The 26,871-nt window shown below is 66.9% G+C and carries 25 protein-coding genes; 4 read left to right on the forward strand and 21 right to left on the reverse strand.

Annotated features, from left to right (window positions below):
* Position 1 precedes the first annotated feature (1 nt).
* Together asnB and AC1D1T_RS07600 are read left to right on the forward strand one after the other, a co-directional pair.
* A complete protein-coding gene (gene asnB, locus AC1D1T_RS07595; protein ID WP_477824694.1) occupies positions 2-1,906 on the forward strand; it encodes an asparagine synthase (glutamine-hydrolyzing) in 1,905 nt (634 codons plus the stop codon).
* Entirely contained in the window at positions 1,897-2,667 is a 771-nt protein-coding gene (locus AC1D1T_RS07600; RefSeq protein WP_477824693.1) for a glycosyltransferase domain-containing protein, read from the forward strand. The genes asnB and AC1D1T_RS07600 overlap by 10 nt, the downstream gene beginning before the upstream one ends.
* Before the next feature lie 9 nt (positions 2,668-2,676).
* Here AC1D1T_RS07600 and AC1D1T_RS07605 read toward each other — a convergent pair whose 3' ends face one another.
* Entirely contained in the window at positions 2,677-3,606 is a 930-nt protein-coding gene (locus AC1D1T_RS07605; protein WP_477824692.1) for a glycosyltransferase family 2 protein, read from the reverse strand.
* On the reverse strand, positions 3,603-4,520 hold the full coding sequence (locus AC1D1T_RS07610; protein ID WP_477824691.1) for a glycosyltransferase family protein: 918 nt from the start codon (positions 4,518-4,520) through the stop codon (positions 3,603-3,605). The genes AC1D1T_RS07605 and AC1D1T_RS07610 overlap by 4 nt, the downstream gene beginning before the upstream one ends.
* A gap of 92 nt (positions 4,521-4,612) precedes the next feature.
* Here AC1D1T_RS07610 and AC1D1T_RS07615 point away from each other — a divergent pair, with 92 nt between their 5' ends.
* Positions 4,613-5,350, forward strand: a complete 738-nt coding sequence (locus AC1D1T_RS07615) for a glycosyltransferase (protein ID WP_477824690.1) — start codon at positions 4,613-4,615, stop codon at positions 5,348-5,350.
* Here AC1D1T_RS07615 and AC1D1T_RS07620 read toward each other — a convergent pair.
* From AC1D1T_RS07620 to xylF, 15 genes are all read right to left on the reverse strand, one after another.
* Positions 5,332-7,104: a PglL family O-oligosaccharyltransferase gene (locus AC1D1T_RS07620; protein WP_477824689.1), complete on the reverse strand. Its 1,773-nt coding sequence runs from the start codon at positions 7,102-7,104 to the stop codon at positions 5,332-5,334. The genes AC1D1T_RS07615 and AC1D1T_RS07620 overlap by 19 nt on opposite strands.
* Positions 7,104-7,874, reverse strand: a complete 771-nt coding sequence (gene tfpZ / locus AC1D1T_RS07625; protein ID WP_477824688.1) for a TfpX/TfpZ family type IV pilin accessory protein — start codon at positions 7,872-7,874, stop codon at positions 7,104-7,106. Before tfpZ ends, AC1D1T_RS07620 begins: the two co-directional genes overlap by 1 nt.
* A 6-nt stretch (positions 7,875-7,880) precedes the next feature.
* Entirely contained in the window at positions 7,881-9,539 is a 1,659-nt protein-coding gene (locus tag AC1D1T_RS07630) for a PglL family O-oligosaccharyltransferase (protein WP_477824687.1), read from the reverse strand.
* Positions 9,540-9,620: 81 nt separating this feature from the next.
* On the reverse strand, positions 9,621-10,091 hold the full coding sequence (locus AC1D1T_RS07635) for a pilin (protein ID WP_477824686.1): 471 nt from the start codon (positions 10,089-10,091) through the stop codon (positions 9,621-9,623).
* Positions 10,092-10,306: 215 nt separating this feature from the next.
* Positions 10,307-11,083, reverse strand: a complete 777-nt coding sequence (locus tag AC1D1T_RS07640) for an MBL fold metallo-hydrolase (RefSeq protein ID WP_477824685.1) — start codon at positions 11,081-11,083, stop codon at positions 10,307-10,309.
* Between the two features lie 196 nt (positions 11,084-11,279).
* Positions 11,280-11,948 (reverse strand): FHA domain-containing protein, encoded by a 669-nt coding sequence (locus AC1D1T_RS07645; RefSeq protein WP_047501168.1) that lies wholly within the window; start codon positions 11,946-11,948, stop codon positions 11,280-11,282.
* A gap of 67 nt (positions 11,949-12,015) precedes the next feature.
* Positions 12,016-12,798: a Stp1/IreP family PP2C-type Ser/Thr phosphatase gene (locus AC1D1T_RS07650; RefSeq protein WP_047501166.1), complete on the reverse strand. Its 783-nt coding sequence runs from the start codon at positions 12,796-12,798 to the stop codon at positions 12,016-12,018.
* 48 nt (positions 12,799-12,846) lie between these two features.
* Positions 12,847-14,256, reverse strand: coding sequence for a serine/threonine-protein kinase (locus tag AC1D1T_RS07655; RefSeq protein WP_477824684.1), 1,410 nt, complete (start codon positions 14,254-14,256; stop codon positions 12,847-12,849).
* A 44-nt stretch (positions 14,257-14,300) separates the two neighbouring features.
* Positions 14,301-15,008, reverse strand: coding sequence for a TerC family protein (locus AC1D1T_RS07660; protein WP_047501164.1), 708 nt, complete (start codon positions 15,006-15,008; stop codon positions 14,301-14,303).
* Positions 15,009-15,172: 164 nt separating this feature from the next.
* Entirely contained in the window at positions 15,173-16,066 is an 894-nt protein-coding gene (gene sucD, locus AC1D1T_RS07665) for a succinate--CoA ligase subunit alpha (protein ID WP_047501162.1), read from the reverse strand.
* Positions 16,067-16,098: 32 nt separating this feature from the next.
* The gene (gene sucC / locus AC1D1T_RS07670) at positions 16,099-17,274 is read right to left on the reverse strand and encodes an ADP-forming succinate--CoA ligase subunit beta (RefSeq protein ID WP_047501160.1); all 1,176 of its coding nucleotides are present in this window, start codon (positions 17,272-17,274) and stop codon (positions 16,099-16,101) included.
* A 32-nt stretch (positions 17,275-17,306) separates the two neighbouring features.
* Complete coding sequence (locus AC1D1T_RS07675; RefSeq protein WP_477825712.1) at positions 17,307-17,894, reverse strand: DUF2889 domain-containing protein; 588 nt, start codon at positions 17,892-17,894, stop codon at positions 17,307-17,309.
* 133 nt (positions 17,895-18,027) lie between these two features.
* Positions 18,028-18,792, reverse strand: a complete 765-nt coding sequence (locus AC1D1T_RS07680) for an ATP-binding cassette domain-containing protein (RefSeq protein WP_047501158.1) — start codon at positions 18,790-18,792, stop codon at positions 18,028-18,030.
* Entirely contained in the window at positions 18,792-19,922 is a 1,131-nt protein-coding gene (locus AC1D1T_RS07685; protein WP_477825719.1) for a sugar ABC transporter permease, read from the reverse strand. Before AC1D1T_RS07685 ends, AC1D1T_RS07680 begins: the two co-directional genes overlap by 1 nt.
* Before the next feature lie 53 nt (positions 19,923-19,975).
* On the reverse strand, positions 19,976-21,010 hold the full coding sequence (xylF, locus tag AC1D1T_RS07690; RefSeq protein WP_047501154.1) for a D-xylose ABC transporter substrate-binding protein: 1,035 nt from the start codon (positions 21,008-21,010) through the stop codon (positions 19,976-19,978).
* A 195-nt stretch (positions 21,011-21,205) separates the two neighbouring features.
* Between xylF and AC1D1T_RS07695 the strand changes: the two genes are divergently transcribed.
* Positions 21,206-21,829, forward strand: a complete 624-nt coding sequence (locus AC1D1T_RS07695; RefSeq protein WP_477825715.1) for a hypothetical protein — start codon at positions 21,206-21,208, stop codon at positions 21,827-21,829.
* Between the two features lie 188 nt (positions 21,830-22,017).
* Here AC1D1T_RS07695 and AC1D1T_RS07700 read toward each other — a convergent pair whose 3' ends face one another.
* From AC1D1T_RS07700 to AC1D1T_RS07715, 4 genes are all read right to left on the reverse strand, one after another.
* Complete coding sequence (locus AC1D1T_RS07700; RefSeq protein WP_477825716.1) at positions 22,018-22,377, reverse strand: immunity protein Imm33 domain-containing protein; 360 nt, start codon at positions 22,375-22,377, stop codon at positions 22,018-22,020.
* The gene (locus tag AC1D1T_RS07705; protein ID WP_477825717.1) at positions 22,374-22,808 is read right to left on the reverse strand and encodes a barstar family protein; all 435 of its coding nucleotides are present in this window, start codon (positions 22,806-22,808) and stop codon (positions 22,374-22,376) included. Before AC1D1T_RS07705 ends, AC1D1T_RS07700 begins: the two co-directional genes overlap by 4 nt.
* A 12-nt stretch (positions 22,809-22,820) precedes the next feature.
* A complete protein-coding gene (locus AC1D1T_RS07710) occupies positions 22,821-26,597 on the reverse strand; it encodes an RHS repeat-associated core domain-containing protein (protein ID WP_477991714.1) in 3,777 nt (1,258 codons plus the stop codon).
* 17 nt (positions 26,598-26,614) lie between these two features.
* Positions 26,615-26,871: hypothetical protein (locus AC1D1T_RS07715; RefSeq protein ID WP_477991715.1), on the reverse strand; the 257-nt coding region annotated here is incomplete at its 5' end.

Consider the following 26,871-nt stretch of genomic DNA (forward strand, 5'->3'; position numbering starts at 1 on the left):
CATGTGCGGCATCGCCGGATTCATCGACCTCACGCGGGGCAAGGAGGCTGCCGAAGGCACCTTGCGCGAGATGCTGGCCCGCATCGCGCATCGCGGCCCCGACGACAGCGGAACCTGGCTGCACGAAGGCGTCGCGATCGGGCACCTGAGACTGGCGATCGTCGACACCTCACCCTCCGGCCACCAGCCGATGCTCAGCACCAGCGGGCGCTACGTGCTGGCCTTCAACGGCGAGATCTACAACCACGCCAGCCTGCGCAAAGAACTCGTCGCGCGCGGCGCGGTGTTCAAGGGCCACTCCGACACCGAGGTCCTGCTGGCGCTCATCGAGGAACGGGGGCTCGCGGCTGCACTGACACGTTGTGTCGGCATGTTCGCGATCGCCCTGTGGGACCGTCAGCAGCGGCGCCTGGCGCTGGCACGTGACCGGTTCGGCGAGAAGCCGATCTACTACACCCGTCAGCGCAACGCGTTCCTGTTTGCGTCCGAGCTGAAGGCTCTGGCCGCCCATCCATCGTTCGAGCGGCGCTTGAACCTGGATGCGGTGGCCCAGCTGATGCGCTTCGGCTACATCGCCGCGCCGCACAGCATCTATGAGAACGTGCACAAGCTGGAACCGGGCACCCTCCTGGAGCTGGACATCGACGGGTCCTCGGTCGCACGGCACTACTGGCGTGCCGAAGACGCTTTCGCGCAAGGCCTGGCACATCCCTTCGAGGGCAGCTTCGCGGACGCGGTCGACTCACTGGACACCTTGCTCCGCGATGCCGTGAAGGGGCAGATGCAGGCCGACGTCCCGCTCGGCGCGATGCTGTCCGGCGGCATCGATTCCTCGACCATCGTGGCGCTGATGCAGGCGCAGTCCACCACGCCGATCCGGACGTACTGCATCGGGTTCGACCAGGCCGCCACCGACGAAGCGCCGCACGCACGTGCGGTCGCGCAGCACCTGCAGACCCTGCACACCGAGCTCTACGTCAGCAGTTCCCACGCGCGCGCTGTGATTCCGCAGTTGCCAACGCTGTACGACGAACCGCTCGGCGACTCGTCCCAGATTCCGACCTTCCTGCTGGCCGGCCTGGTTCGCCGGGATGTCACCGTGGCGCTGTCCGGCGACGGCGGCGACGAGGTGTTCGGCGGCTACCCGAAGTACCTGGTCGGCAGGCGCTACGCCGGGCTGCCGGGGCGGCACGCATTCGCCGCGTTGCTGGCCGCCGTTCCGTGGCGCGCTGCCCAGGCGCTGTCGGCCCCGTTGCCGAGGCCGATCGCTTCGCGCCTGGTCGCGCAACGACTTCGCCTTCGCCACGCCTTGCTGTCGGCGCGCGGCCCGACGGACATTGCCGAGGTGCTGGCCCGGGTCTCTCAGGATGACCTGGACATCGTGCCGGGCGCACGCCGCCCGGAAACCGTCTTCTCCGCACCAGCCCCCCTCGCCCAGGGGCAGCAGGCCGACTACGTGCGGGCGGCCATGCTGCTCGACCAGCGCACGTATCTGCCGGGTGACATCCTCGCCAAGGTGGACCGTGCCACCATGGCCAACAGCCTGGAGAGCCGCGCCCCGTTGCTCGACCACCGCGTCGCCGAGCTGGCGGCGTCGCTGCCCACCGACTACCTGGTCGGTGCGGGCCAATCGAAACGCGTGCTGCGCGAACTGCTCTACCGCTACGTGCCGCGCGCGTTGGTCGAGCGCCCGAAGCAAGGCTTCTCGGCGCCACTGGCCGATTGGCTGCGTTCGGACCTGCACGGTTGGGCGGCCGACCTGATCCACGGCAGCAAGGGATCGCCCTCGTTGAACCGCCCGTTCTGCACCCGCCTGCTGGCCGAGCACCGCGCGGCCAAGGCAGACCACTCCGGCGTGCTGTGGTGCGTGCTGAGCTTCCTGGCCTGGGCGGACGCATGGCTGTGAGCACCGGACGCCTGCTGATCTACACCTGCATCGCCGGCAACTACGACGAGCTGCCGGCGCCGCTGTTCGAGAGCGCGGACATCGACTTTGTCTGCCTGTCGGACGCGGCCGTGTCCGTTCCGTCGCCCTGGATCCTGCAACGCCTGCCGGCCATGCCGCTGAGCGCTCCGGAGTTGAACCGTTACGCCAAGATGCACCCGCACCTGCTTTTCCCGCAGCACGAGGTCAGCCTCTACGTCGATGGAAACATCCAGGTCATCGCGGATCCTCGTCCGATGGTCGCGAGCGCGCTCACCACGCGCGACCTGTCGCTCTATGCGCATCCGTTCCGCGACTGCGCCTACCAGGAATCCGAGGAATGCGCCGCGATCGGGTACGCGTGGTCGGGGACCATCCGGCGCCAGATGCGCGGCTATGCGGCCGAGGGCTTTCCGCGCGGACACGGTCTCCACGAGGCCGGCGTGATCGTGCGCCGCCACGCGTCGCCCGGCGTCCAGCGCCTGATGGCCGCATGGTGGGCGGCTTACCGCAGCGGCGTCCGGCGTGACCAGATCAGCCTTCCGTTCCTGGCGTGGAAGCTGGGCGTGCCCATCGGAAACCTCGGCCCGAGCGATCCTCGTTTCACTCAGCGGTATTTCCGGTTGCGCGAGGGTCACCGCCGACCCGTGCCGTCGCGCATCCTGATGCGGGGCCGGCTCAACCGGCTGTGGGACCGGTTGGCAAGCGGGCTGCGGATCGGCCCACCGGCCGACTCGAACTGACGAGCTTCCTCAGTCGCGCGCGCTCGACCGGGGTCCGGCGCGCGACAGCAGGCCGTCACGCAGTCCGCGCAGCATCGGTGGCAGGTTCTGCGATCGAGCCTCGCTCAAGAAGCCGAAGAAGAGCACGATGTGGAGGCACTGCTTGATGTCGGCGGTGCGCCAGCGCCATCCGGCGTACGGCCGGCGCCACACCAGAACGCTGTTGCGCACGATGTAGTAGTAGCGGAAGGGCCGATGCGCCGGCACCTGGCGCCAGCGCATCCACCACACGCGCAGCGTGTACTCGCCCAACCGGTGCTGCAGTACCGCCGACGACACGCCGGCCAGCATGAAGCCGCACGCGCGCGCGCGCAGGCACCACTCGGTATCGACCTTGTCGATGAACAGACTTTCATCCATGTCCCCGACCGTTTCGAGCGCCGCCCGCGTGGCAAGGCAGCCGGATGCGATCAGCATGTCGCAGGCGACCCAGGGCCGTGCCGTCGACACCGCCAGCCTGCGGTAGCCGAACCACCCGAAACGGACGAAATCGGCCGTCACGCCGCTGCCCTGCAGTGCCGGGCCAACGGCGGCGACACGGTGGCCCGCGCGGTGCATGGCATCGGCTGCGCCGACCAGTTCGGACACCATGTCCGGCGCCGGGACGCTGTCCTGGTCCAGCAGCAGGACAAAGTCGCTGCCGCGCTCCAGCGCACGCCGGATGCCTACGTTCTGCGCTGCGGCGACACCGCGGTTCTCTAGAAGCCGCACGAACTCGACGCCTGCCGGCGGCGATTCGAAGCCGCCGGACACACCGCCGCTCGCGTTGTCGACGACCAAGGCATGCGCGACCTGGCCCTGCAGCGCCTCGAGCAGCACCCGCAGGCGTGCGAGATCGGGCTCGAAGGTGACGATGACCGCGCAGACGCGCTGTGCGGCCGTGCGCACGGCTGCATTCATCGGCGAATCCCTGCTCGCGGCGGATGAGCGAGGCAGCAGATCCCCGCGAGCGCCCCGCTCGACAGGTGGGCGAGCTTTGCAAGCCGTCGGTCCTCGACCAGTGCGATGCCGGTCGCTTCGTACGCGAGACGAAGCAGGCAGAGTGCCGAGAATGCCGGCTCGACCAGCGCATAACGGGTCGCGAGCCACATGGTGTTGCGCCCGATCATGCCGCGCCGTCGCGCACTGTGGCCTCCCGATTGGAGCGTCATGCCGAGCACCCGGTACGACTTTCGCTCGCCCACCGAGTGCGCGAACTCGCAGTCACCGTTGACGAGCACGTGCAGGCCGGTGCGCCGCGCCCGCATGCAGTATTCGGTGTCGACGTGGTCGACCGCGAGACCCTCGTTGTAGGGTCCGACGCGGCGCAGGGCCGCCAAGCTCCACACCGACATCGAGTTGATGACGAAGGCGACCGGGCGCGTGCCGGTGAACTCACGCGGCAGGTGATGGAAGCGCCAGCGCGACAGCTCGAGGTGGCGGGCTCGCAGCCCGGTCGCCCGATCTCGATGAGCTGGAGCCACTGCCGCGGTGTCGGGGCGCGAGAAGGCACTTCGCGTCGATGGATGGGCAAGGAACGCCGACAGGCTGGCCGTATCGGAATCGTCGTCGACGAAGACGACGTGACGAACCGCATCGGCACCGGCGACATCCCCGAGCGCTCGCAACGCGGCGTTGTAGGCACCCGCCAGGCCACCGGCATTGCCGTTGACCAGCACGCTGGCATTCGGCGGCAACGCGGCAGCGTCGGAGACGGCGGGATGGCCCGACGTCGAGTTGTCGACGATGAAGAGCCGCTTCACGGCACCCGCCAGCGAAGCGATCGAGGCGGCGGTACCCGACCGCAGGTCGAACAGCACCAGCACGGCAGCCATCTCGCCCGCATCGGGCGGCGCGACGGTCGATGGGGTCACTGTCATGGCTGCGCGCCCGGCGTGCCGCATGGCAACGCATAGACTTGCGCCCGATGAACGACATCACCGTATCGATCGTCAGCCACGGGCAGCGCGAGTTGGCCAGCCTGCTGCTCTCGGATCTCGACCGCATCCGCTGCGATCTCGTCAGGCGGATCATCGTGACGCTGAACATCGACGAGCCGTGGTCCCCACCCACCTCGATCGGCGGTGCACCGGTGCTGACGATCCGCAATGCGAGGCAGGCAGGCTTCGCCGCGAACCACAACGAAGCGTTCCGTCACTGCGAAACCTCGCTGTTCGTGATCGCCAACCCCGACGTGCGCCTGCACGAGGATCCGTTCGCCGCGCTCGCGCAAGCGCTGGCGCATCCGCGATGTGCCCTCGCGGTGCCGTGGCAGGTGGACGCGCGCGGCCAGGTCGAAGACTTCCGGCGCCGGATCCCGACGCCGCTGTCGCTGGTTCGCCGGGCTGCCTCCCGAGACCGGCGGCTCACCGAGACGGCGGACATGGAATGGGTCGCCGGCTCGTTCATGGCCGTGCGAAGCGAGGTGTTCCGCGAGCTGGCCGGTTTCGATGCGGGCTACCGGTTGTACTGCGAGGACGTCGACCTGTGCCTGCGCCTGCAGCTCGCGGACTGGCGCATCGAGGTGCTGCCGCACACGGTGGTCGTGCACGACGCGAGGCGCTCCTCGGGCGGCGGCAGCTGGCGGCATTTGCGATGGCATCTGATGAGCTTCGTGCGGCTGTGGACATCGCGCGCGTTCTGGCGCTACCGGAAGTCGCGATAGCCGAGCGCAGACGTGGGAGCCAGGCACTGGAAGGGCTTGTCCTTCACGGCCGCATCGTCGCAGGGCGCGAAGAAGGCTTCGGCCTGGTCGTTGTGGAACTCTCTCAGACGCTGCGCCACGTAGCGCGCACGCTGCACATCGCCGGCCTCGTCGAGGGCACGTGCCCACGCGATCAGCAGGCGCGCATCGAGCAGGTAGTGCGGTGCGCTGCGGAACGACGGCATCGCTTCCGAAGGGTGCTCGATCGTCGTCACCGCTGCGTAGTCCGCGTGGTGCGCGAAGAACCAGCTGCGCTGGCCGTCGGCGATGCGGTCCTGCAGGCTGGCCGCCCCGGCGGGCGGCGAGAAGATCGCGACGACGCGTGCGTAGTCGACCACCGCGGCGATGCCTCCGGCGGCGAGCCCGCAGCAGGCCACCGCCAGCATGAGCGGCGGCAGGCTGCGGCGGCCGTGCGGGGGGTCGCTCGCGGCAGCGTCCCGTGACAGCGCCATGCCGAAGGCGAAGGCGGTGGGCAGCAGGAAGTACGCATACCAGAGCGGGTACTCAAGCTGGCTGTGCACGGCCATGGTCAGGACCATCATCGTGGCCGCACGCATGCGGGTGCCGTCCGGTCCGGCCGGGGCGCGCACGGCCGCGCGGCATGCGCACCACAGCGCGCAAAGCAGCAAGCCCAGGATCAGCAGGCCGAGCGGCAGGCCCAGCTCGACCAGCAATTGCAGCGGAAGGTTGTGGGTGTGGTCGAAGAAGGCCGTCGGACGGCCCGGGAAGACCGACAGGGTCCAGGCCAGGTTGAACTCGCCCCAGCCGACGCCGGTCCAGGGCTGGGCAGCGATCATGGACAGCGTGTTGCCCCAGATGGCGAAGCGCGAGCTGGACAGGTCGGACCGGTGCAGCTGCGAATCGCCGCTGAACGCGTGCGCGCCGGCGCGCGCCCAGGCGTCCATGCCCACCCAGCCGAGCACGAAGACCACCGGTGCCGCCCACAGCAGCAGTCGCGTCGTGCGGGACATGCGGCGATCCACCGCCGCCCAGACCGCCAGCAGCGCGACACAGATCGCCCCGGTGCGGGACGCGGTCAACACGATGCCGAAGATGAACAGCGGCAGCAACAGGCCGCTGGCCCAGCGCACGACGGATGCGCTCCCAGGGGCGTCCGATGCGCGCTCCCGGGTCCACACCAGCGCAATCGCCGAGAGCACGAGCAGGCTGGCCAGGTGGTTCGGCTGGCGCAGGTTCGCGCCGACCCGGCCAGGCGACGAGACATTCGCGATCCAGGTGCCGTCGGTCCATCCCGGCATGAAGGTCTGGACCAGCGCGATGCCGGCGCTCACGACACCGGCCCACACCAGGGCTTCGCAGAACGCGCGAAAGGCGTGCGCCCCGATCTCGGTGCGCGCGCCCGCAACCGCGACGCAGATGACGAGCGCGGCGGCCACCAGCAGGCCGGCCGACGAGAGCGCCAGCGGCCCGGGCAGACCAGCCAGCAAGGCCGATGCGAGCACACCAGCCAGCATGAGGCCGAAGGCGGCCAGCAGGCTGTTGGCGCCGGTGCCCGCGTTGAGGCGCGGCCGTGGATTCGACCACCCGGCCAGCACCATCAGGAAGAGGAACACGCCCCATCCCACCAATGCCGCAGCCTGGTTGAGGAAGGTCGCGGAGGGCGGGACGTTGTATGCCAGCGCGCTGGGGACGACGACGGCCAGGATGGCCGTGACGCGCAGCGCCTCGAGGCTGCCTCGCGAAGCTTGCGACATCAGAAGAATCCGTCCAGCGGGAGGTAGCCGACGATGTTCGCCTGCGGTTCGTCGAGCAGCACGACCCAGCTCGCGCGGCGCGACATCAGCGGCAGGAAGCGAAGCCGGGCGGCATCCACGCCGGCCTTGGCGGCGATGGACTGCACCGCAGCGGCAGTCTCGGGATAGTGCGCTGTGAGCGCCGCGACCGGGCGGGCCACCTTCAGCATGTCGGCACGTGCGCCGGCGATGTCCGACCAGTTGGCCGGGTCCATCGACAGATCCACGCCGCCCAGGCCCTTGGTCATGGCGCGGAACGCGGCATCCGGCGCCATGGGTTTGCGTGCGGCCAGCAGGACCGGGCCGGTCCACGACAGCTGGCGCATGCCCGGCGGCGCGGCGGCCAGCGATTCGGTTTCGATCTCGATGGCCGTCACGACGCGCAGTCGATCGACCTCGAAGGCGATGACCGCGGGCCGGGCCAGCGCGATCGTGTAGATGCCGTAGCCGAATGCGGCGGCCTGCACGCAGGCGATGACGGCGATGTCGCGCACCAGTTCGCGCACCGGCTTGCCCGGCGCGGCCACGACGGCCGTCAGCACGGGGCCGAGCACCAGGTCGACGGCGGTCAGCAGGACGAACAGGTTCAGCCCGCCGGTGAGTTCACCGTAGGGGCTCGGATACCAGACCAGGAACACGAGCACGCTGGCCAGCGCTGCGATGCAGCCGCTGACGAGAACATGCACGGACGTGGCGCGAATGCGGCGCGGAAGGGCGTGGAAGATGTCCATGGCATCTCAATCAGGGAGTGAAGCCTCGAACTCGAGCAGCTTGGGCTGACGCTCCAGTTCGGCCTGTTCGCGCAGGACCTTGCGCTGGTTCGTGATCGACCTATCGCCATAGATCGATCGCATGCTCATGAAGACCTGTCGCCCTTCGTCGGCCCGGCCTGTCAGCGCGAGCGCTGCCGCGTAGCGCATGATCGACGCGGGATAGGGATAGCGTCGCATGAGTTGCCCAAGCTCGGTCACTTCGGCATCGGTCAGAGACGCCGTGAGCGGCGTCCGGGACACTCGCAGGAACGCCGTCAGCGAAGACAGCAGCGGGGCGTCAGGCGCCGGCTGGGTGGCGCTCAACAAGCCGATGCGCGACTTCTCGAAGCGGATCAGGCGAAAGTCTTCCTCGACGTCGCGGTAGCCCCAGGTCAACCCGAGACCCAGTGCGGCGGCGACGGCCACGACAGCGCCCCCCCAGCGCGCCGGTGTGTTCCGATGGCCCGGATCGGCGCGCTCGAGGATCCCGATCCACAATCCGACCGGCACCAGCAGGTAGAGGTAGTGGTACGGCAGCTCGATCATGCTGTGCGCGCCGACCACGGCCAGCGTCAGCACGCCGGCTGCACCGGGCAGGCTGCGCACGGAGAGAGTCCGCTTCACGGCCCAGGCCACGATGCACAGCGCGAGCAGGCCACCCAGCGGATAGCCGCACCAGAGCAGCAGCTCAAGGAACAGGTTGTGGCCATGCAGCCAGAGTTCGTTGAACTGCACGCCCGGTCCGGCCATGCTGAGCTGGGCCTCGCCGACCTGAAGCCAGCCGTAGCCGGTCCAGGGCGAGTGGTTGAGGGCCTCCACCAGCTGCGGCCACACGACGTAGCGATTCGACGACAAGGCCCGTGCGCCGAGCGGGTTCGTGCTGGTCAAAAGCAGCGCCGACTGCACTTGCGGCCAGATCCACATCATCAGGAACTGGCAGGCCGTGACGGCGGCCACCGCGGACAGTGGCGTGCGGAACCCGACGCGTCGCCGCATCAACAGCATGCCAACCAGCACGACGGGACCGAATGCGAGGGCTGTGCGCGACTGCGTCACGGCCATCGCTGTCAGCAGCAACGCCAGCAGCGCGGCGGCCGACAGCCCGCCCACGCGGCGCAGCTCGTACAGGTAGAGCAGGCCGACCCCGGCCATGCCGATCAGGGTCGCCAGGTTGTTGGGCTGGCCCAGGTTGGCCGACGGACGGAGGGTGGACGGGATCTGGTTGGCCCACAAGCCCATCTGGAATTCGAATGCCTGTCCCAGTGCGAGCACGCTCGACGCGGCAGCCCCCACCAGCAAGACGGCGGACAGCATTTCGGCGAATCTCGGCTTGTGGCCGACGCGCACGTACCCGACGCCGATCGCCGAGGCAAAGGCCATCACGTAGAAGGCCGCGACCCAGGCATCGCCGGCATAGACCAGCCGGCCGCACAGCCACTGCACGGGTGGGATGAGCGCCACCGCACCGACGAACCAGAACACGATCGGCAGGCGTTCACGCAACCAGCCGCGGCCGGCGTCCAGCGCGAGGGCGAACAATGCGATCACCGCACAGACCTCGTTGTAGAACGAAGTCCAAGGCGGGTAGTGATCCGGGACCAGCCAGGCGGCCACCAGGGCCAGCAGGGACAGCAGTTCGAGCATCGGGTGCGCTGGAGCGGGCTCAGAAAATGAAAATGGCGGCCCGAGGGCCGCCATTGTCTGCTGAAAAATCAGCTAAGCGGATCAGCCGCGGCACGAACCCGGCAGGAACTTCGCCAGGATGTCGGTGCCCGTGCCGCCGCAAACCCAGCGGTACACGGAGTCGCCAGCCGTCGGAGCGGTGGTGGCAGCGTCCTTGTAGGGGATCAGGGTGACCTTGCCGCCCATGGCGCCGTTGGCCATGTTCTTGATGCCTTGGCTGGTCACGGTGATCACGCCGGTGGTGGCTGCCGTCGAAATCGAGGCAACGTATTGCGACGTGGCGGTGCTCGCCTCGCAGCCCCAGCTGTTGGCAGCTTGGGGAACGGAGCTGCCCGACTGGAACACTTCAGTGATCGTGGTGCGGCAAGCCGACGCAGCCAGGATGACTTCCGAGTTCTTGGCACGGATGGTGTAGTCCTGGTAAGCCGGCAGAGCGACGGCAGCCAGGATACCGATGATCGCAACGACGATCATCAGTTCGATGAGGGTGAAACCTTGTTGAACGCGCTTCATGGTGTAGAGCTCCTGAGATGGGAACGGGTGGGACACGCCAGACAAGATGCAGTCCTCGTGCCAAGCTCAATCCCTAGTTTTGATGTGAATTTCGCCCGCAGTTCTGACACGGGCGGTCACCGCCCGCACCAATCGCCTACTGCCCCGGTTCTGGATTGACGAAAAGCGTCACTCCGAAGTTGTCACCGGCCCCGCGAAATCCGTTGTCAGATGATTCAGGCCAACTCGATCATCTGACCCGCCTGCAGTGCCGCGATGCGATGCGGCGTGACGAGGTTGGCAACTTCCTGCATCACCGAGTCGACCTCGCCCGGCTTGATGTGCGTGATGTGCACAGTGACGCTGCCCTTCAGCGACCCGAGTTCGTGGCCCAGCGCCGCCGGGCACAGGTGCCGGCTGATGCGCGCCAGCTGGCGCTCGTCATCGCTGAACGCGGTTTCGATCACCAGGTGCGCCACCGTCATTTCAGACAGCCGCTCCCACAGTAGCGGATTCGGCCCGGTGTCGCCGGTGTAGATCCACCAGCCGTCGACGCCCTTCAGCCCGAAGCCGACCGCCGGCACCGTGTGGGCCGCACTCAGCACCTCGAACGTCTTGCCGCCGAGCATCAATTGCTGGCCGACCTCGAACGGGCGCAGCTGCAGCACCGGCTGTTCGCGGCTGGGCAGCCGCGTGAAGTCAGGCCAGATCACGCCATTGAAGATGTGCTGGCGCAGCGCCTCCAGCGTCTGCGGCAGCGCATGCACCTGGATCGGCGGCCGGCCGGCGGCCATGCGCCGGCGCATCACGCTGTCGGCCAGCAGCCCGATCGACAGGATGTGATCGAGGTGCGAGTGGCTGATCAGGATGTGGTCGATCTGCGCGAGCTCGTCGAGCGACAGGTCACCCACGCCGGTGCCCGCATCGACGAGCACATCGTGATCAACCAGGAAGGCGGTGGTCCGGCTGCCTGCGGCAATGGCCCCGGAGCACCCGAGGACGCGGATTTTCATGGCGGTGGCAGGAGGCGCGCGGCACACGCACGCCAGCAGGACAGAACGCTGAATGCTGACCGCGACCGCCCGGTGATGCAAGGTGCGAAGCCGCGATTCGGCCCGCCTTGAACACCTCGACACCCGGCATTCGGGATCGACGTGAATTGCTTCACGCCGGCCGGGCTACAGAAAATCTCGCCGGGTGCCGAGCCCGTCAGGCCTGCACGAACTGCATCTGCGTGCCGGCGAGTTCGATCACGTCGCCGTTCTTCAGCGGCAGCGTGTCGCTGGCCAGCGGGTTGCCGTTGATCGTCGGGCGCGTGGCGCCCTCGACGTGGGCGAACACATAACCGCCCGGGCGCTTCGTGATCGAGGCGACCTGCACGCCGGGCTTGCCGACGGTGGTGACCACCTTGGTGAGCGCGACCTCGCGCCCCGCCGCCGCCCCGTTCAGCACCTTGATGGTGGCCGGATTCGACGACGCGGCGAGCCCGCCGAAGCCCGAGGCCGGCGCCAGCGTCTGCGCGAAGCCCTGGGCCGAAGGCACCGGCGCGGCGCCGGGCTTCATGATCATCGTCTTCTCGTAGTCGGTGCCGTCCTCGACCAGGTACTTGATCTTGTACTTGCCGATCTCGACGGTGTCGTTGTGCGCCAGCAGCTGCTTCTTGACGGCCTTGCCGTTGATGTAGGTGCCGTTGGTGCTGTTCAGGTCTTCGATGAACACATCGGAGCCGACCATCTGCAGCACCGCGTGCTCACCGCTGACGGCCAGGTTGTCGATCACGATGTCGTTGTAGGGCCGCCGGCCAAGGGTCGTCTTGTCCTTGGTGATCTGCACTTCCTTGATCACGACCCCGTCGAGCGATACGACCAACTTGCCCATGCTTGACCTCTAGTCTCTCTTGTATGTCTGGGCACCGAACCCGGGCCCCGTGCAATGTGCTGGCGACTCAACGCCTGAACGGCCACCAGGACCGTGGCGCGATGCTCTGGCCCCGTACCCGAACCAGGACCACCGCAATATTATCCTTTCCACCCGCATCATTGGCTGCGTCAATCAGCGCCGCACCCGCCTCGTCGAGCGAGTCGTGCGCCTGCAACACCTGGCCGATGCTTTCATCGTCCAGCATGTCAGACAGCCCGTCGGAGCAGAGTAAGTAGATGTCTCCCGGCATCAGGTCGTGCAGGTGGGTCTCCAGCAGCACGGTGTCCTCGACGCCGACCGCGCGCGTCACGAGGTTCTTGTTGGCGGAGAAGGCGGCCTGTTCCGGCGTGATCAGCCCGGAATCGATCTGTTCCTGCAGCAGCGAATGGTCGTGCGTGATCTGTTGCAATCTGCCGGCACGGAAGCGGTAGCCGCGCGAATCGCCGACATGGCCCATCAGCAGCCGGCCGTCGCGGAACGCACCGACCACCAGCGTGGTGCCCATGCCGGCGTACTGCGGGTTGGAATTGGCGGCGTTGAAGATCGCCCGGTTCGCGTTGTCGACACAGATGTCCATCGCACGGCGCACATCGGTGTCGGACGCGTTCCCCGAGGCCTCCTGCAGCCAGCGGCCCAGTTCGGTCTTGATGAACGAGGTGGCCATGCCGCTGGCGACCTCGCCGGCGTTGTAGCCGCCCATGCCGTCGGCCAGCACGACCAGCGCCGAAGCCTCGTGGACGGCGACCGAATCCTCGTTGTTGTTGCGCGCTCGGCCGGTGTCCGTGGCACTGAAGAATTCAAGCGACATGGCGGTGGCGGACACGGGCAGAGTCATCGAACCTTCAAACCGAGGGGGTCAGGAATTGTGCCTTGGATCGGCACGATCGAACTTCACGGTCGCCGTGAATCCGCTGGAATCGGGGGGTGGCGATCCTACGACAGGCGGCGGCGCCAGCGCCACGGCGTCCATCAGCGAGGCGATCTGCCGCAGGTCGGAGGCCATCTGCCGGCCGTCGGCATAGCGCACCTCGGGCCGCTTCTCGACCGCGAGCGTGACCACGTCGGCCAGCATTTCCGGCAGCTCGGGGCGCAAGGTGCGCACGTCGGGCGCCGGCTCGTTGGCGATCTGGTGCATCAGCGTGGCCATCGATTCCGAGCGGTGCGGCAGCAGGCCGGTGAGCAACTGGAACAGCATCACGCCGAGCGAGTAGAGGTCGCTGCGCCCGTCCACGCGCAGGCCGGCCATCTGCTCGGGCGACATGAACGACGGCGTGCCGAGGACCATGCCGGTGCGGGTGCGGCTCGAATCGGAGATGCGCGCGATGCCGAAATCGGTGACCTTCACCAGGTCGCGCGCCAGGTCGACCATCACGTTGGCCGGCTTGATGTCGCGGTGCACCACGCCCTGGCTGTGCGCATAGGCCAGCGCCTCGGCGACGCGCGCGACGATGCGCAGCACCTGCGGCACCGGCAGCAGCCGGCCGGCCTGGCTGTGGCGCTGCAGGTCCTCGCCCTTCAGGTACTCCATCGCGATGTAGGCGAGGTCCTGGTCCTCGCCCGCGTCGAAGATGGTCACGATGTCGGGGTGCTGCAGGCGCCCTGCCGTCTCGGCCTCGCGGAAGAAGCGGCGCCGCGCCTCGTCCAGTTCGTCGCCCTCGAACTCCTGGCTCAGCGCCATCGTCTTGATCGCGACCAGGCGGCCGATCTTGCTGTCGCGGCCGAGGTAGACGGCGCCCATCGCGCCGCGGCCGAGCTCGCGTTCGACCCGGTAGCGGCCGAGCATGCTGCCTTCGGCGCCGGCGCGCGGCAGCGCAGCCGCGAGATCGAGGGCGGGCAGTCCGGAGGGTGCGGGCGCCGCGATCCGGCGCCCGGCCAGCCCGCGCTCGAATCCCAGGTGTCCGGCGACAAGCGCGGCCAGCGGCAGCAACCACGGCACCCAGATGGCAGCAGGCAGCAGGCCCCAGGCGACCACGATCTGTGCCGCACCCAGCGCGCAGCTCACGAGGCGGCCGCGACCGCTCTCCAGGCGCGGCAACACCAGCAGCACATGCGCCAGCCCGACGGCCAGCAGCAGCGCGACGACGACGAGCGTCGCCGCGGCATTGAACGAGGGATCAGGAGGAATGAGGCCGCCGCTGAGCAGCGCATCGGCGCCGGGACGGGCCCGCGCAGGCGCGGCCGCAAGCCCTGCCAGGCTCAGGCCGGCGGTCCGTCGAAACCAGCAGTGAATGACGCTCCTTGCTTGCCCCAAGGCGATGGCCCGCACCGTGGAAATGATGGAGCGGGCACCATATCACAYGCCCCACACGCTCATTCCTTCGCGTGCGCCCGCGCCGCCGCACCGCGCTTCTGCAGCCACAGGCCGACCACCACCACGAGCACCGCGCACACGCCGCCGAGGATGAAGTCGGCTTCCGGCACGTTGGCATGGAACCAGTCGCGGGTCGACGGGTCGCTGACGAACATCTCGCCCGCCAGGAAGCCCAGCAGCGCCGCGCCCAGCGTGATGATGATCGGGAAGCGGTCCATGATCTTCATCAGCAGCGTGCTGCCGGCGATGATCAGCGGGATCGACAGCGCCAGGCCGACGATCAGCAGCGGCAGCCGCGCGTTCTCGGGCGCCCGGTCGGCGGCACCGGCCACGGCCAGCACGTTGTCGACGCTCATCACCAGGTCGGCGACCAGGATGGTGCGGATCGCCGCGCCCATCGTGCCGTGCGACTTGACCTCGCCGTCGTCTTCCGAGTCGACCAGCAGCTGCACGCCGATCCACAGCAGCAGCACGCCGCCGATCACCTTCAGGTAGGGCAGCTGCAGCAACTGCACCGCGACGATGGTCAGCACGATCCGCATCACGATCGCGGCGGCGCTGCCCCAGAAGATGGCCTTCTTCTGCTGCTCCTGCGGCAGCGAACGGGCGGCCATCGCGATGACCACGGCGTTGTCGCCCGACAGCAGGATGTTGGCGGCGATGATGGCGCCGAAGGCGCCCCACAGGGCTCCTGACGTGAAGTCCATGGGTGTGGATCCTCCTGGTTGTTGTGTGTGTCCGAGAAAGGCGGAATTGTCTTTCAGCCGACGGGCGCCCGGCTTCTGTAGTTTCCACAGCGGCCGGTAGTCCCCCCTCAAAAAAAAGGCCGCCTGCGAAGGCGGCCCCTTTTCGGGCGACTAGGCGAGCGTGCTCAGAGCAGGCCCTTCAGCAGCTTGCCCATCTCCGACGGGTTGCGCGTCACGGTGAAGCCGCAGGCTTCCATGATCTCCAGCTTGGCGTCGGCCGTGTCGGCGCCGCCCGAGATCAGCGCGCCGGCGTGGCCCATGCGCTTGCCGGGGGGCGCAGTGACGCCGGCGATGAAGCCGACGATCGGCTTCTTCATGTTGTCCTTGCACCAGCGGGCGGCATCCGCCTCGTCCGGGCCGCCGATCTCGCCGATCATGATGACGGCATCGGTCTCGGGATCGTCGTTGAACATGCGCATCACATCGATGTGCTTCAGCCCGTTGATCGGGTCGCCGCCGATGCCGACCGCGCTCGACTGGCCGAGGCCGATCTCGGTGAGCTGTGCGACCGCTTCATAGGTCAGCGTGCCCGAGCGCGACACGACGCCGATGCGGCCCTTGCGGTGGATGTGACCCGGCATGATGCCGATCTTGATCTCGTCCGGCGTGATCAGGCCGGGGCAGTTCGGGCCGAGCAGCAGCGTCTGCTTGCCGCCCTTGGCTTCCTTCTGCTTCATGCGGTTGCGCACTTCCAGCATGTCCTTCACGGGAATGCCTTCGGTGATGCAGATGGCGAGGTCCAGGTCGGCCTCGACGGCCTCCCAGATGGCGGCCGCGGCACCGGCCGGCGGCACGTAGATCACGCTGACGGTGGCGCCGGTGCTGGCAGCCGCGTCCTTGACGTTCGCGAAGATCGGGATGCCTTCGAAGTCTTCACCGGCCTTCTTCGGGTTCACGCCGGCGACGAAGCAGTTCTTGCCGTTCGCGTAGTCGCGGCACATGCGGGTGTGGAACTGGCCCGTCTTGCCGGTGATGCCCTGCGTGATGACCTTGGTGTCTTTGTTGATCAGGATGCTCATGGAATTTCCTTGGGGGGTCGTCGCGCGGAGGCTCAGGCTTTCAGGGGGGCCTTCAGGGCGCCCATGACCTTCTGGGCCGCTTCGGCCATCGAGTCGGCGCTGATGATGGGCAGACCGCTGTCGGCCAGCATCTTCTTGCCCAGGTCTTCGTTCGTGCCCTTCATGCGCACGACCAGCGGCACCGACAGGTTGACCGCCTTGCACGCGGCGATCACGCCTTCGGCGATGGTGTCGCAGCGCATGATGCCGCCGAAGATGTTGACGAGGATCGCCTTCACCTTGGGGTTCTTCAGCATGATCTTGAAGGCTTCGGTGACCTTCTCGGCGGTGGCGCCGCCGCCCACGTCCAGGAAGTTGGCCGGCTCGCCGCCGAACAGCTTGATGGTGTCCATCGTCGCCATCGCGAGGCCGGCGCCGTTCACCAGGCAGCCGATGTTGCCGTCGAGCTGGATGTACGCGAGGTCGAACTTGCTGGCCTCGATCTCGGCCGGATCCTCTTCGTCGAGGTCGCGGTAGGCGGTGATCTCGGGGTGGCGGAACAGCGCGTTCGAGTCGAAGTTGAACTTCGCGTCGAGCGCCTTGATGCTGCCGTTGCCTTCGAGGATCAGCGGGTTGATCTCGGCGAGCGACGCGTCGGTGCTCATGTAGCAGCCGTACAGCTTCTTGAAGACGTCGACCGCCTGCGCCTGCGAGGCCTCGGGCACGCCGATGCCCTTGGCGAGCTCGTAGCCTTGCGCGTCGGTCATGCCGGTCAGCGGGTCGATGAAGACCTTCAGGATCTTCTCGGGGGTGCTGTGGGCGACTTCCTCGATGTCCATGCCGCCTTCGCTGCTGGCCATCATCGCGACCTTCTGCGTCGCGCGGTCGGTGACGGCAGCGACGTAGTACTCCTTCTTGATGTCGGCGCCTTCCTCGATCAGCAGGCGGCGCACCTTCTGGCCTTCGGGGCCGGTCTGGTGCGTCTTCAGCTGCATGCCGAGGATCTCGCCGGACAGCTTCTTCACGTCGTCGAGCGAGCGCGCGAGCTTGACGCCGCCGCCCTTGCCGCGACCGCCGGCATGGATCTGCGCCTTCACGACCCAGACCGGGCCGCCCAGCTTCTGGGCCGCTTCGGTGGCCTCCAGCACGCTGAATGCCGGGTAGCCCTTCGGGACCGGGACACCGGCCTGGCGCAGGATTTCCTTGCCTTGGTACTCATGGATTTTCATCGCGGACTCTCTCGCTCAGTTTCTAAAAATGTTCAACGGGCAGGCCCGTCGATGGGGGTGCCTGGCACAGGCAACGCTCGGTACCAGCGGGGGTAGAAGGTGCGCACCACCGGACCGTCGGTGCGCAGCGCATGGCAGCGGTCGAGCTGGAACGGCTGGCGGCCGGACGCATTGTCCTCCCGCGTGTCCAGCACCTCGCCGGCGAAGGCCTGCACGACCGCGGTCGGCAGCACCTGGGTCATTTCCGTCAGATGGGTGCAGCCCAGCACGCCGCCGAGGCGCTGGCGCACCGCGGCGCGGAAGCCCTGCAGCAGGTTCAGGCCGACCAGCCGAGCGTAGGCATCGCCGAGGTCGTTGCAGTGGCCGGGGTACGGCATCCAGCGGGTTTCGGAGCCGGCCTCGACGATGTTGAACGCCTCGTCGACCACCAGGCGCAGCAGCATGTCGTGGATCGGGTCGCCCGCATGGCGGGTCTCGCCGGCCAGCGTCGCGTCACGGGTCTTGATGTCGCTGAGGTGGGCATCCACTTCCCACAAGCCGTTGCCGCGCGCATAGACGCGCACGTCGATGCTGCGTCGATGCTTGAGCTGACGCTCGGGCGCGGCGGTGGGCAAGGCCATCAGGACAGCGATCGGGATGGGTTTCAGGGTGGTTACAGCCGCGGACGAGCCGGAAGGCATCGGCCCGCGCGGGCCCTAGGGCAAACCCCCGAAATGTAGCATCCCGCACCGCAGCAAGCGCCGCGGCGGGCTGTCAAGCCGGCGCAAATGCCTGCGTTTTGCCCACCGGCTGCTTGCCGAGGATGATCATGCCGAGCACCTCGTCCTCGGTCACGTCAGCGGTGCGGTAGGTGCCCACGAGCTTGCCGTTCTTCATCACCGCGAGCCGGTCGCTGAGCTCGAACACGTCGGGCATGTCGTGGCTGATCAGGAAGATGCCGACGCCTTCGGACTTCAGCTGGCGCACCAGGTTGCCGACCATGCGCGTCTCCTCCGGGCCGAGCGCCGCGCAGGGCTCGTCCATCACCAGGATGCGCGCATTGAAGTAGATGGCCCGCGAGATCGCGACCACCTGCCGCTGCCCGCCCGACAGCCGGCGCACCGGCGTGCGGATGTTGGTGAAGTTCTTGTTCAGGCGCTGGAAGACCTGCCGCGCCTGCACCTCCATGAAGTGGTCGTCCAGCGTGCGCCACGGCGTCAGCTTCTCGCGGCCGAGGAACAGGTTGGCGACCGAATCGAGGTTGTCGGCCAGCGCGAGCGTCTGGTAGATCGTCTCGATGCCGTGCGACTGCGCTTCGGCCGGCGTGCGGATGTGCACCTTCTGCCCGCCGATGCGGGTCTCGCCGCTGTCGATCGGGTAGGCGCCGGCCAGCATCTTCATCAGCGTCGACTTGCCGGCGCCGTTGTGGCCGAGCAGCGCGACCACCTCGCCCGGGTACAGCGTAAGGTTCACGCCCTCGACGGCGCGCACGCCGCCGAAGGCCTTGTGGATGTCGACCAGTTCGACGAGGGGTTCCATCAGCTTTCCTGCACGTAGCGGCGGTACAGCACGTCGAACACGACGGCCACGATCAGCACCTGCCCGATGATCACCATGCGCTTGCCGATCGGCACGTCGAGCAGCAGCATGCCGCTGTCGAGCGACTGCATGATCAGCGCGCCCAGCACCGAGCCGAGGATCGAGCCGCTGCCGCCGGACAAGGCGGTGCCGCCGATCACCGCGGCGGCGATCACGTAGAGCTCCATGCCGCTGCCCAGCGAGTTGGTGCCGGCGTTCAGGCGCGCCACCGAGACGATCGCCGCCACCGTGATCAGCACGCCCAGCAGCGCGAACAGCATCAGCGTGACGCGCCGCACCGGGATGCCGACCAGCGCCGCGGCATCGGGGTTGCCGCCCATCGCGAACACATAGCGGCCGAAGCGGGTGCGGTGCACGATGAACGACAGCCCGCCGGCCACCACGCCCCAGATCAGCACCGGCACCGGGATGCCCTGCGCCTCGGTCTTCGACGAGATCCGGTAGGCCGACATCAACGCGACGAAGCCGAGCAGCAGCGCGATCGTCAACCCGGTCAGCAGCGCATCGACCCACAGCGGCTCCAGCGCCATGCCGTGGCGCTGCTTCGCGCGCCGGCGCAGCAGCATGCGCACGACCAGCGCCGCGCCGAGCAGCCCGCCCAGCACCCAGCTCGGGCCGACGCCGATCGCGCCGTCGTAGCCGCCGCCGAGGTTGACGAAGAAGTCGTCGCTGACCGGCTGGGTCTTGCCGTCGGCGACCAGGAAGGCCGCGCCGCGGAACGACATCAGCCCGCCCAGCGTCACGACGAACGACGGCACGCCGAGCACCGCCGTCAGCCCGCCCTGGTACACCGACACCAGCAGCGCCACCGCGAGGCCGGCCAGGCAAGCGGCCTGCCACGACCAGCCGGCGGTGTACTGCAGGTAGGCGATCAGCACACCGACGAAGCCCATCGTCGAGCCGACCGACAGGTCGATGTGGCGCGCGACGATCACCAGCACCATCACCGTCGAGACGATGCCGACCACCGCCGTCTGCTGCGCGATGTTGTAGAGGTTCTCCGGCGACAGGAAGATGCCGCCGGACATCGCGTGGAACACCAGCGACATCACGGCGAGCACCAGGCCCATCAGCACCAGCCGCCAGTCGACGGCGGCGCGACGCAACTGTTCGATCAATGGACTCACTTGCAGGCTGCGGGCACCTTGTCGCCCGTCACGCCCTTGCACAGCTCGTCCTTCTTGATCCAGCCGGCCTTGACGACGAGGTCGAGGTTGTCACGCGTGATCGCCACCGGCGCCAGGAAACGCGACTGCAGCGCGATCTTCTTCTCGCCGCCGTTCCAGCTGACGGCCTTCTCGGGCGACTTGCCGCCGCCGAGTGCCACCGCCGCGCTGGCGGCCTCGCGGCCCAGGTCGCGCGCATCCTTCCAGACTGACACCGTCTGCGAGCCGGCGGCCACGCGGTTCAACGCGGCGAAGTCGCCGTCCTGGCCGGACACCGGGATGCCCTTGATGCCCTTGCTGGTGAGCGCGGCCACCACGCCGCCGGCGGTGCCGTCGTTCGACGCGACGACCGCGTCGATCTTGCCGCCGTTCTTCGTGATGATCTGCTCCATGTTCTTCTGCGCGACCTCGGGCTTCCAGCCGTCGGTGTACTCCTCGCCGACGATCTTGATGTCGCCCTTCTTGACGGCGGCGTCGATCACCTCCTGCTGGCCTTCGCGCAGGAAGTTCGCGTTCGGGTCGGTCGGCGAGCCCTTGATCATCACGTAGTTGCCCTTGGGCTGGGCCTTGAAGACGGCGCGCGCCTGCAGGCGGCCGACCTCCTTGTTGTCGAAGGTGATGTAGAAGACGCCGGGCGCCTCGATCAGGCGGTCGTAGGCCACCACCGGCACCTTCTGCTTCGCGGCCTTGTTGACGGCCGGCAGGATCGCGTCCTTGTCCATCGCGAGCACGATCAGCACCTTGGCGCCCTTGGACATCAGGCCCTCGATGTCGGCCAGCTGCTTCTCGGGCGAGCCGCCGGCATCGGCGCTCACGTACTTGGCGCCCAGCTTCTCGAGCTGGGCCTTGATGGCCGCCTCGTCGGTCTTCCAGCGTTCTTCCTGGAAGTTCGACCAGCTGACGCCGACGGTGAGCTGCGCCTGGGCGGCGGTGCTGAGGGATCCGAAAGCGAGCGCGAACGCGACGGCGCCCAGGGTGTGCTTGAACTGCATGTCTCTCTCCTGTCTTGTGGGGGTCTGTCTTGTGGGAGCATCACTTCGGCCGCCGGCGGGCGCAAGTTGGGCCGCGCCGACATAGTTTGAGTGACGAACGAAATGTTGCTGCAATCCGTTTCGGCGTCATCGGGACAAGCCCTGAGTCGCGTCCTCAGAGACCGCACGGGGTTCGGAATCCTCGGAGACTCGGACGTGCTTTCTCTCTCGCAGATGGCTGATGAGCAGTGCCGCCATCTCGAGGTCGGTCAACTTGTGTGCTCGCCTGAGCGCGACCAGCAGGTCACAGGTTTCGTCAGACCGGACCTCGTCACCGGAAAGTCGGGTGACGACGTGGGCCCACTCGTCAACCCGGCATCGCGAGTACGTCACGTGATGGCGAGCGGCCAGCTCCGCCACATATCGGCTGACTCCCGACATGGGAATGCGGATCGTGAGTTCCGCATCGGCAGGCTTGTGTTCCACGATCTTCCAGCGCGCAATCCGTCAGTTCACTCGATGAAACGCTGTCCCGCAAGCGCCGATAGATTCGACCGCAACTTTAATCCGCTCGGACATCATCAGGGCCATATACCATCCCCATGGGCGGAAAACATCGGCATCTACTACACGGATCTTTCTCGAAGTCGATCAATCCACTCACCACCCAAGCCATTCATTGCATCGTTGATCGGCCAGTTCGGCGCGCTCTCAATTAAATGGAGCAAGGTCCAAGCAAGCCCAAAGCAGTCATCCGGCCCAAAGAGCTTGGGCAGTGCCTGGGCCTCCTCGTCCGAGATTGGTTTTTTAACTGTCGATAATTGCGCCTCAATGGCTTGAACCTCTGAGACAGTTGCAGTGGATGAACTCGGAAGAGGGCCAAGATTTAGAAGGGATTGGATCGATGCTTGCATCTTTGTTCCGTCACTTGCCCATGAGCGATCGAGCCTCAGCGCGTCGGATACAGCGGCCGAGGCGAACTCTTCGGACTCGGTTAACACCTAGGCTCTTCAGCTTCCAAGCACCGATCACAAGACCAACTTTTCATCTAGCCATACGTCCTCATGCGTACTCGTAGCGAGGAAGCGCCAACCTGGAGCGAGCCCCAGATATGGGAGAACGATGGGCGCCCACTCCTCCAGATGCAAGGCGTGCAAGGGAAGAAAGAAATTCTTGTCATCAGACCAATCTTCGCCCGCCCAGATATACCACCCACACGTATCGTGTTGCGGCGCTACGCGCAGTCCGTTGACTGGCATAGCACCGCTTCTTAGATTCCTTGATACCCCAACCTTCAGGGTCAAGTCGCAGGCGACATAAGGTGCGCCGTACCGATTGCAAATCGCTTGCTGTGCTTTGACGAGCATTTGGGCCACGTCACACTTCATGCCCCAGCAATGAAACGAGCAACAACTCCCTTGGATCGGGCAGGGAAGACAACTCGAAGTTCGTGGTCGACATATGACCACGCAAGCGGAGGCTCGACAGTATCCGACTCGAAGCTCTTTGCCCAATCAGAAAGCGTCGTTTGAAGTATCTCCAGATAGGTGCGGCACTCTGCCGGATTGTTATGCAACGGAAGGTCGCTGTGTAGAACCACAACCTTCCTATTACTTATCCAACTTAGATCACGGAGGCAGTCTTGCAATGCATCCCAATTTCCACCGAAGTAGTCAGGAAATTTGCCAGTGCGCGCCAAGGCTGCCAGTAGTTCGCCCTTGAAGCGAATCCCAGCAGGAACCTTCAGCACGAAGTCGTCCTGCTCGAACATGGGGTCCGGGGAGTCGGAGTACTCGAATGTCGTTTTGACAGCTGCCATCGTTTGCTCCGCCTATGGATTCACTCGAATGAACGTGCGGTAGTGGTCCGGCGTGTAGAAGGTTTCCCCGCCTTGTCCCTTCACGATCCGCTGGGGGCCCGGGCCGTTTACGCCAGGAGTCGGATGCACGTACTCCTTATAGTAGCCGCTTGGCTGCTGCGGTAGCAGTCCCTCTTTGTTCGCGAACACGGAACCATCGTTTCGGCTCGGAAAGCTCTTGCCGGCAGATATGCGATCGAGTGTCGGTGTCAGATCGACCGTGCCTTGGAGGACGTTTCCTGTCGCACGGTCAGTCACCTTCACGCCGTTGATGAAGGGCGTCTCGCCAGCAGCCCCCTTTGCGGTAACTCCTTTGGGGCCGCCCCCCTGCCTTCCTCCAAAGCCCAGGAAAACGGCCATTGCGACGCCTTCTCCGCTGGAGATTCCTAGATCTCTGGGACCGTCAAAGCCTGCCTCAACCAATGCTTCATTGCCCGTGATGCTTCCCCACGTCACGGCAGCCAGACTTGCCAAGCCCGTGCCTGCGGTACGCCACATCGGATCCAGCGTCGGGTCAATCATTTGACGGCGCCTCTCCGCCGTATTCCAGCGAAGCCCACCACCGAGCGCACTCTGAGTTCCGAGCATCTGGACCTTCGGTGGTCCACCAAAGACGCTACCGGCGCACGATGACGTGCAGCTGTTGTCGGGGCCGTTTGACACCGTATGGGTCGTAGCACCGGCCGTTACCTCCACCGTGGCCATCGTCAAGATCGGCGGCGCGTCGCTTACAGTGATTTCTGGCGCCTTGCTCGGTGTCAGCTCATTTGGATTCCACCCGCTCAGGTCCGTGCTGTTCAGTGGCCTGTTCTCGACATAGCTGTAGCGGTTGTAGCTCTGTAGCTCATAGGGTTGCGTCACCGCGCGGTCCACTGATAGGAAGCGCCCGATCGTCGCGTCGTACATCCGCCCGTTCATGTGCGTGAGCCCGATGTCGTCGAGCTGCTCATGGCCGGTGAAGCCGCGGTCCGTGCCGCTGTTGACGGCGGGACTCCAATCGACGACGAGAGCGCCTGTCGCGTCGTAGTTGCCGTTGGCGAAGCGCCGCTTGCCGAACGGGTCGTACGCGTCGCGGGCCGTCACGTCGCCGTTGTGGTCCGTCGTCGCCGCGATGCTGCCCAGGTGATCCTTGTGCCAATACTCCAGCTTCACCGCGCTCAGGCTCGACTGCACGGGTGGTGCGGTCTGCGTGGATCCGAGTGACGGCAGCGCTCCGGTGGTGACCAGCACGCCGAGGCTCTGGCCGCCTGCGCTCAGGTAGTGGCGGTTGCTCGTGACCGCAGGGTTCGCTGCGCTCGGACTTGTCGGCGTATTGACTTCGCTCTCGAAGGCCAGGCCACCCGTGTTGTCCGGGTGCAGGTACCACGTCGTTCGAGTACCGGCGTTCGTGCCACTCGGAATCGTCCGCACCTCGCGAATGCGCGCATGGTCCTCGTCGTAGTTCCACACGTAGCTCGGTCCGCCTGACGGCCCTTGCACGCCGCTCTGGCTGTCCGGCAGGTTGAAGCCSGTGWASGYGATCCCRCGGTACTTGCCCGCCGTCGCGCTCGCGATGTTCCCGTTCGCATCGAAGCCATAGCTGTTGGCTGCGGCTCCCTCGATGCTTTGAACGGCGTGYGGTCGAACCGAGGTCGCCCCCTGCGCGCCGTAGTTGTAGATGCCGACATCGCTCTTGTAGAGGATGCTGCCCAGCGCGTTGTATTGCAGGCTCACCGTGCGCACCAGGCCGCTGATCGCAGGCGCGGCCACCGTGTAGCGCTGCAGCCGCCCGAGCGCGTCGTGCTCGAAGTTCTCCGTCACCGCGCCGGTCGCGCCATCCCCGTTCGCATCATTGCGGTTCGTCAGGCGCCCCAGGCTGTCCCACACGTAGCCGTGGTTCAGCACGTCGGTCGCGTTGCCCTTGCCGGTCGTCAGGCTGCTGGTGCGGCCCGTCGATGCCTCATAGCCGGACCTGCTCACGACCGCGTTGCTGTACTTCTGCTGCTCCAGGCCGTCCCACGCGTTGTAGGCCAGCCCCTGCCACAGCACGGTGCCGGCCGGCAGCGTGACGCTCGCTCCCGGCGTGCCACCTGGGGTGGCGGGCAACGGGTTCACCGTGACCGCCGTCGCGAGCGACACCGTGCCGAGGAATCCCTTCGGCGTGTAGCCGTAGTTCACCATCAGCCCGGTCGGCCAGGTCTGTGTCGATTGCCGGCCGTTGGCGTCATAGCTCAGCGCGCTCGCAAAGCTCGGCCCGTTGGCAATGCTCGTGCGGGTGTTGATCAGCCGTCCCAGGCTGTCGTACACCCACTGCCGGCTGAGGTCCGTGTTGGCACTTGTCGCGCACAGCTTGCCGATGCCCATCGCGCAGTTGTCGTAGGTCCAGGTGCTCGCGTACTCCGGCTCGGTGCGCAGCGTCATCCGGCCCAGCGCGTCGTACGCCATCGTCGTCTGGCTGCCGCGCTGCTTCTGCAGCGGGTTCTGCTGCCACACCGCCTGGCCGAGGGCGTCGTAGTGGTACTCGAGCATCCCGGCGTCCGGGTCCGTCAGCCTGAGCTTGCGGCCCCGGATGTCGTACGCGATCTGCACGGTGTTCTGCAACGCGTCCTTCGTCGTGACGAGGTTGCCGAATGCGTCGTGCTGGTGRACGAGTTGCGCRCCTTGYGCRTCGGTGATGCGGATCGGGCGGCCCTCCACGTTGCGCTCTTCGAGCCGGGTGTGACCCTGGTCGTCGATGGCAGTCGTTTGCAGCGCGCCGTAGACCACGGCCGACAACCGCGCCCGGCGGCTGCCCCGGTTGCCGAAGCCCACGCTCGGCTGGTTGCCCTGGGGGTCGGCCGTGTAGGTGCGAACGACCCGACCCAGCGCGTCGTACTCCGAGCGCGASARMCCCACGTCGGYGCYGCCGCCGCTGGTCGACGAGCCGCTGTCCAGGAAGTACGRCTGCGTCTGCAGCAGCACCTGGCCCAGRTCGCCGTACTCGGTGTCGGTCGCGATCAGGCGGTTCGTGCCGCCGGGTTGCGTGGCGCCGTCGAACGCCTCGGTGATCTGGCGAAGCACCCGGCCCGCGCGGTCGATGTACTTGCGGGTGAACGGGCCGTTCTTGACGCCCTCCGAGCCGCTTGCATCGCGCGGCTCCGCGTGCGTGAACTTCACCGCATCGGCCGGGATCTCGGCCGCGCCGGGGCTCGGGCACGTCGGGCTGTTCGTGGCAGTGTCGACGCGGCCCGCGATGTAGCAGTAGGCCGTGATCGCTCGCGTGCCGTCGGCACGAATCTCTCGCGTCGCGCGACCCAGGTCGTCATATTCCCAGCGCGTGGTCAGCCCGTTCGGCCCGGTCTTGCTCAGCACCGTGCCGAAGCGCGGGTCCACCGTCTGCGTCTCACCGTGCAGCAACGCATTCCTGCGCTCACTCGGCAGGCTGCCTGCAGGCACCTTGATGCTCTGGCCGGCGATCGTCACTGTCTGCGTTGCAAAGGTCGTCGTGCTCGTACGGGCTGTGAAGAGCGCTTCACCGCTTGCGCCCGGGCAGTTCTCCTTCCGCGTGCTGATGCGGTTGCCCGCCGGGTCGTAGCCGTAGGTTGTCAGCACGCACAGCTTGGGATCGTCGGGCTCGACCTTCTCGGTGTCCACCAGGCCGTCGGCGCGGTAAGTGGTACTCACCGTCTTCGTGTAGTGGAATGGGTCAATGGGTGGCTGAACCTGCGCTTGCGCGATCGCTTGCACCGCAGCGGCGCTCGCGAGCATCACCAGTTGAGCCAGCCGCTTCATTGCTTGCTTTGTGTACTTCACAGGCAGGTCCCCTTCACGATCGCCTTGCTCGTCGTCGCGGTGCCAAACGGGTTCTTCACGCTGAAGTTCACCGTGCGCGCCGTGCATCGGTCGTACACCCACTGGAAGGTGCAACTCCCCGGTGACGCGGCCACGCTGCCGCCCACGGTGCAGGTGCTCGTGCCGCCCGAGGCCGCATCGCTCTGGGTCACCGCCGTGATCGTCTGCGCCGCGCTGTACGGGTTCGCCACCGTCAGCGTGATCGTCGTGTAGG

It is taken from the genome of Rhizobacter sp. P2_H3 (assembly GCF_056403355.1).

Bases quoted from the DNA above. Each gene is read 5' to 3' on its own strand.
- asnB (WP_477824694.1), top strand. From the start codon at position 2: ATGTGCGGCATCGCCGGATTCATCGACCTCACGCGGGGCAAGGAGGCT.
- AC1D1T_RS07600 (WP_477824693.1), top strand. From the start codon at position 1,897: ATGGCTGTGAGCACCGGACGCCTGCTGATCTACACCTGCATCGCCGGC.
- AC1D1T_RS07605 (WP_477824692.1), bottom strand. From the start codon at position 3,606: ATGAATGCAGCCGTGCGCACGGCCGCACAGCGCGTCTGCGCGGTCATC.
- AC1D1T_RS07610 (WP_477824691.1), bottom strand. From the start codon at position 4,520: ATGGCTGCCGTGCTGGTGCTGTTCGACCTGCGGTCGGGTACCGCCGCC.
- AC1D1T_RS07615 (WP_477824690.1), top strand. From the start codon at position 4,613: ATGAACGACATCACCGTATCGATCGTCAGCCACGGGCAGCGCGAGTTG.
- AC1D1T_RS07620 (WP_477824689.1), bottom strand. From the start codon at position 7,104: ATGTCGCAAGCTTCGCGAGGCAGCCTCGAGGCGCTGCGCGTCACGGCC.
- tfpZ (WP_477824688.1), bottom strand. From the start codon at position 7,874: ATGGACATCTTCCACGCCCTTCCGCGCCGCATTCGCGCCACGTCCGTG.
- AC1D1T_RS07630 (WP_477824687.1), bottom strand. From the start codon at position 9,539: ATGCTCGAACTGCTGTCCCTGCTGGCCCTGGTGGCCGCCTGGCTGGTC.
- AC1D1T_RS07635 (WP_477824686.1), bottom strand. From the start codon at position 10,091: ATGAAGCGCGTTCAACAAGGTTTCACCCTCATCGAACTGATGATCGTC.
- AC1D1T_RS07640 (WP_477824685.1), bottom strand. From the start codon at position 11,083: ATGAAAATCCGCGTCCTCGGGTGCTCCGGGGCCATTGCCGCAGGCAGC.
- AC1D1T_RS07645 (WP_047501168.1), bottom strand. From the start codon at position 11,948: ATGGGCAAGTTGGTCGTATCGCTCGACGGGGTCGTGATCAAGGAAGTG.
- AC1D1T_RS07650 (WP_047501166.1), bottom strand. From the start codon at position 12,798: ATGTCGCTTGAATTCTTCAGTGCCACGGACACCGGCCGAGCGCGCAAC.
- AC1D1T_RS07660 (WP_047501164.1), bottom strand. From the start codon at position 15,008: ATGGACTTCACGTCAGGAGCCCTGTGGGGCGCCTTCGGCGCCATCATC.
- sucD (WP_047501162.1), bottom strand. From the start codon at position 16,066: ATGAGCATCCTGATCAACAAAGACACCAAGGTCATCACGCAGGGCATC.
- sucC (WP_047501160.1), bottom strand. From the start codon at position 17,274: ATGAAAATCCATGAGTACCAAGGCAAGGAAATCCTGCGCCAGGCCGGT.
- AC1D1T_RS07675 (WP_477825712.1), bottom strand. From the start codon at position 17,894: ATGGCCTTGCCCACCGCCGCGCCCGAGCGTCAGCTCAAGCATCGACGC.
- AC1D1T_RS07680 (WP_047501158.1), bottom strand. From the start codon at position 18,792: ATGGAACCCCTCGTCGAACTGGTCGACATCCACAAGGCCTTCGGCGGC.
- AC1D1T_RS07685 (WP_477825719.1), bottom strand. From the start codon at position 19,922: ATGGGCCTGGTGCTCGCCGTGATGTCGCTGGTGTTCCACGCGATGTCC.
- xylF (WP_047501154.1), bottom strand. From the start codon at position 21,010: ATGCAGTTCAAGCACACCCTGGGCGCCGTCGCGTTCGCGCTCGCTTTC.
- AC1D1T_RS07700 (WP_477825716.1), bottom strand. From the start codon at position 22,377: ATGAAGTGTGACGTGGCCCAAATGCTCGTCAAAGCACAGCAAGCGATT.
- AC1D1T_RS07705 (WP_477825717.1), bottom strand. From the start codon at position 22,808: ATGGCAGCTGTCAAAACGACATTCGAGTACTCCGACTCCCCGGACCCC.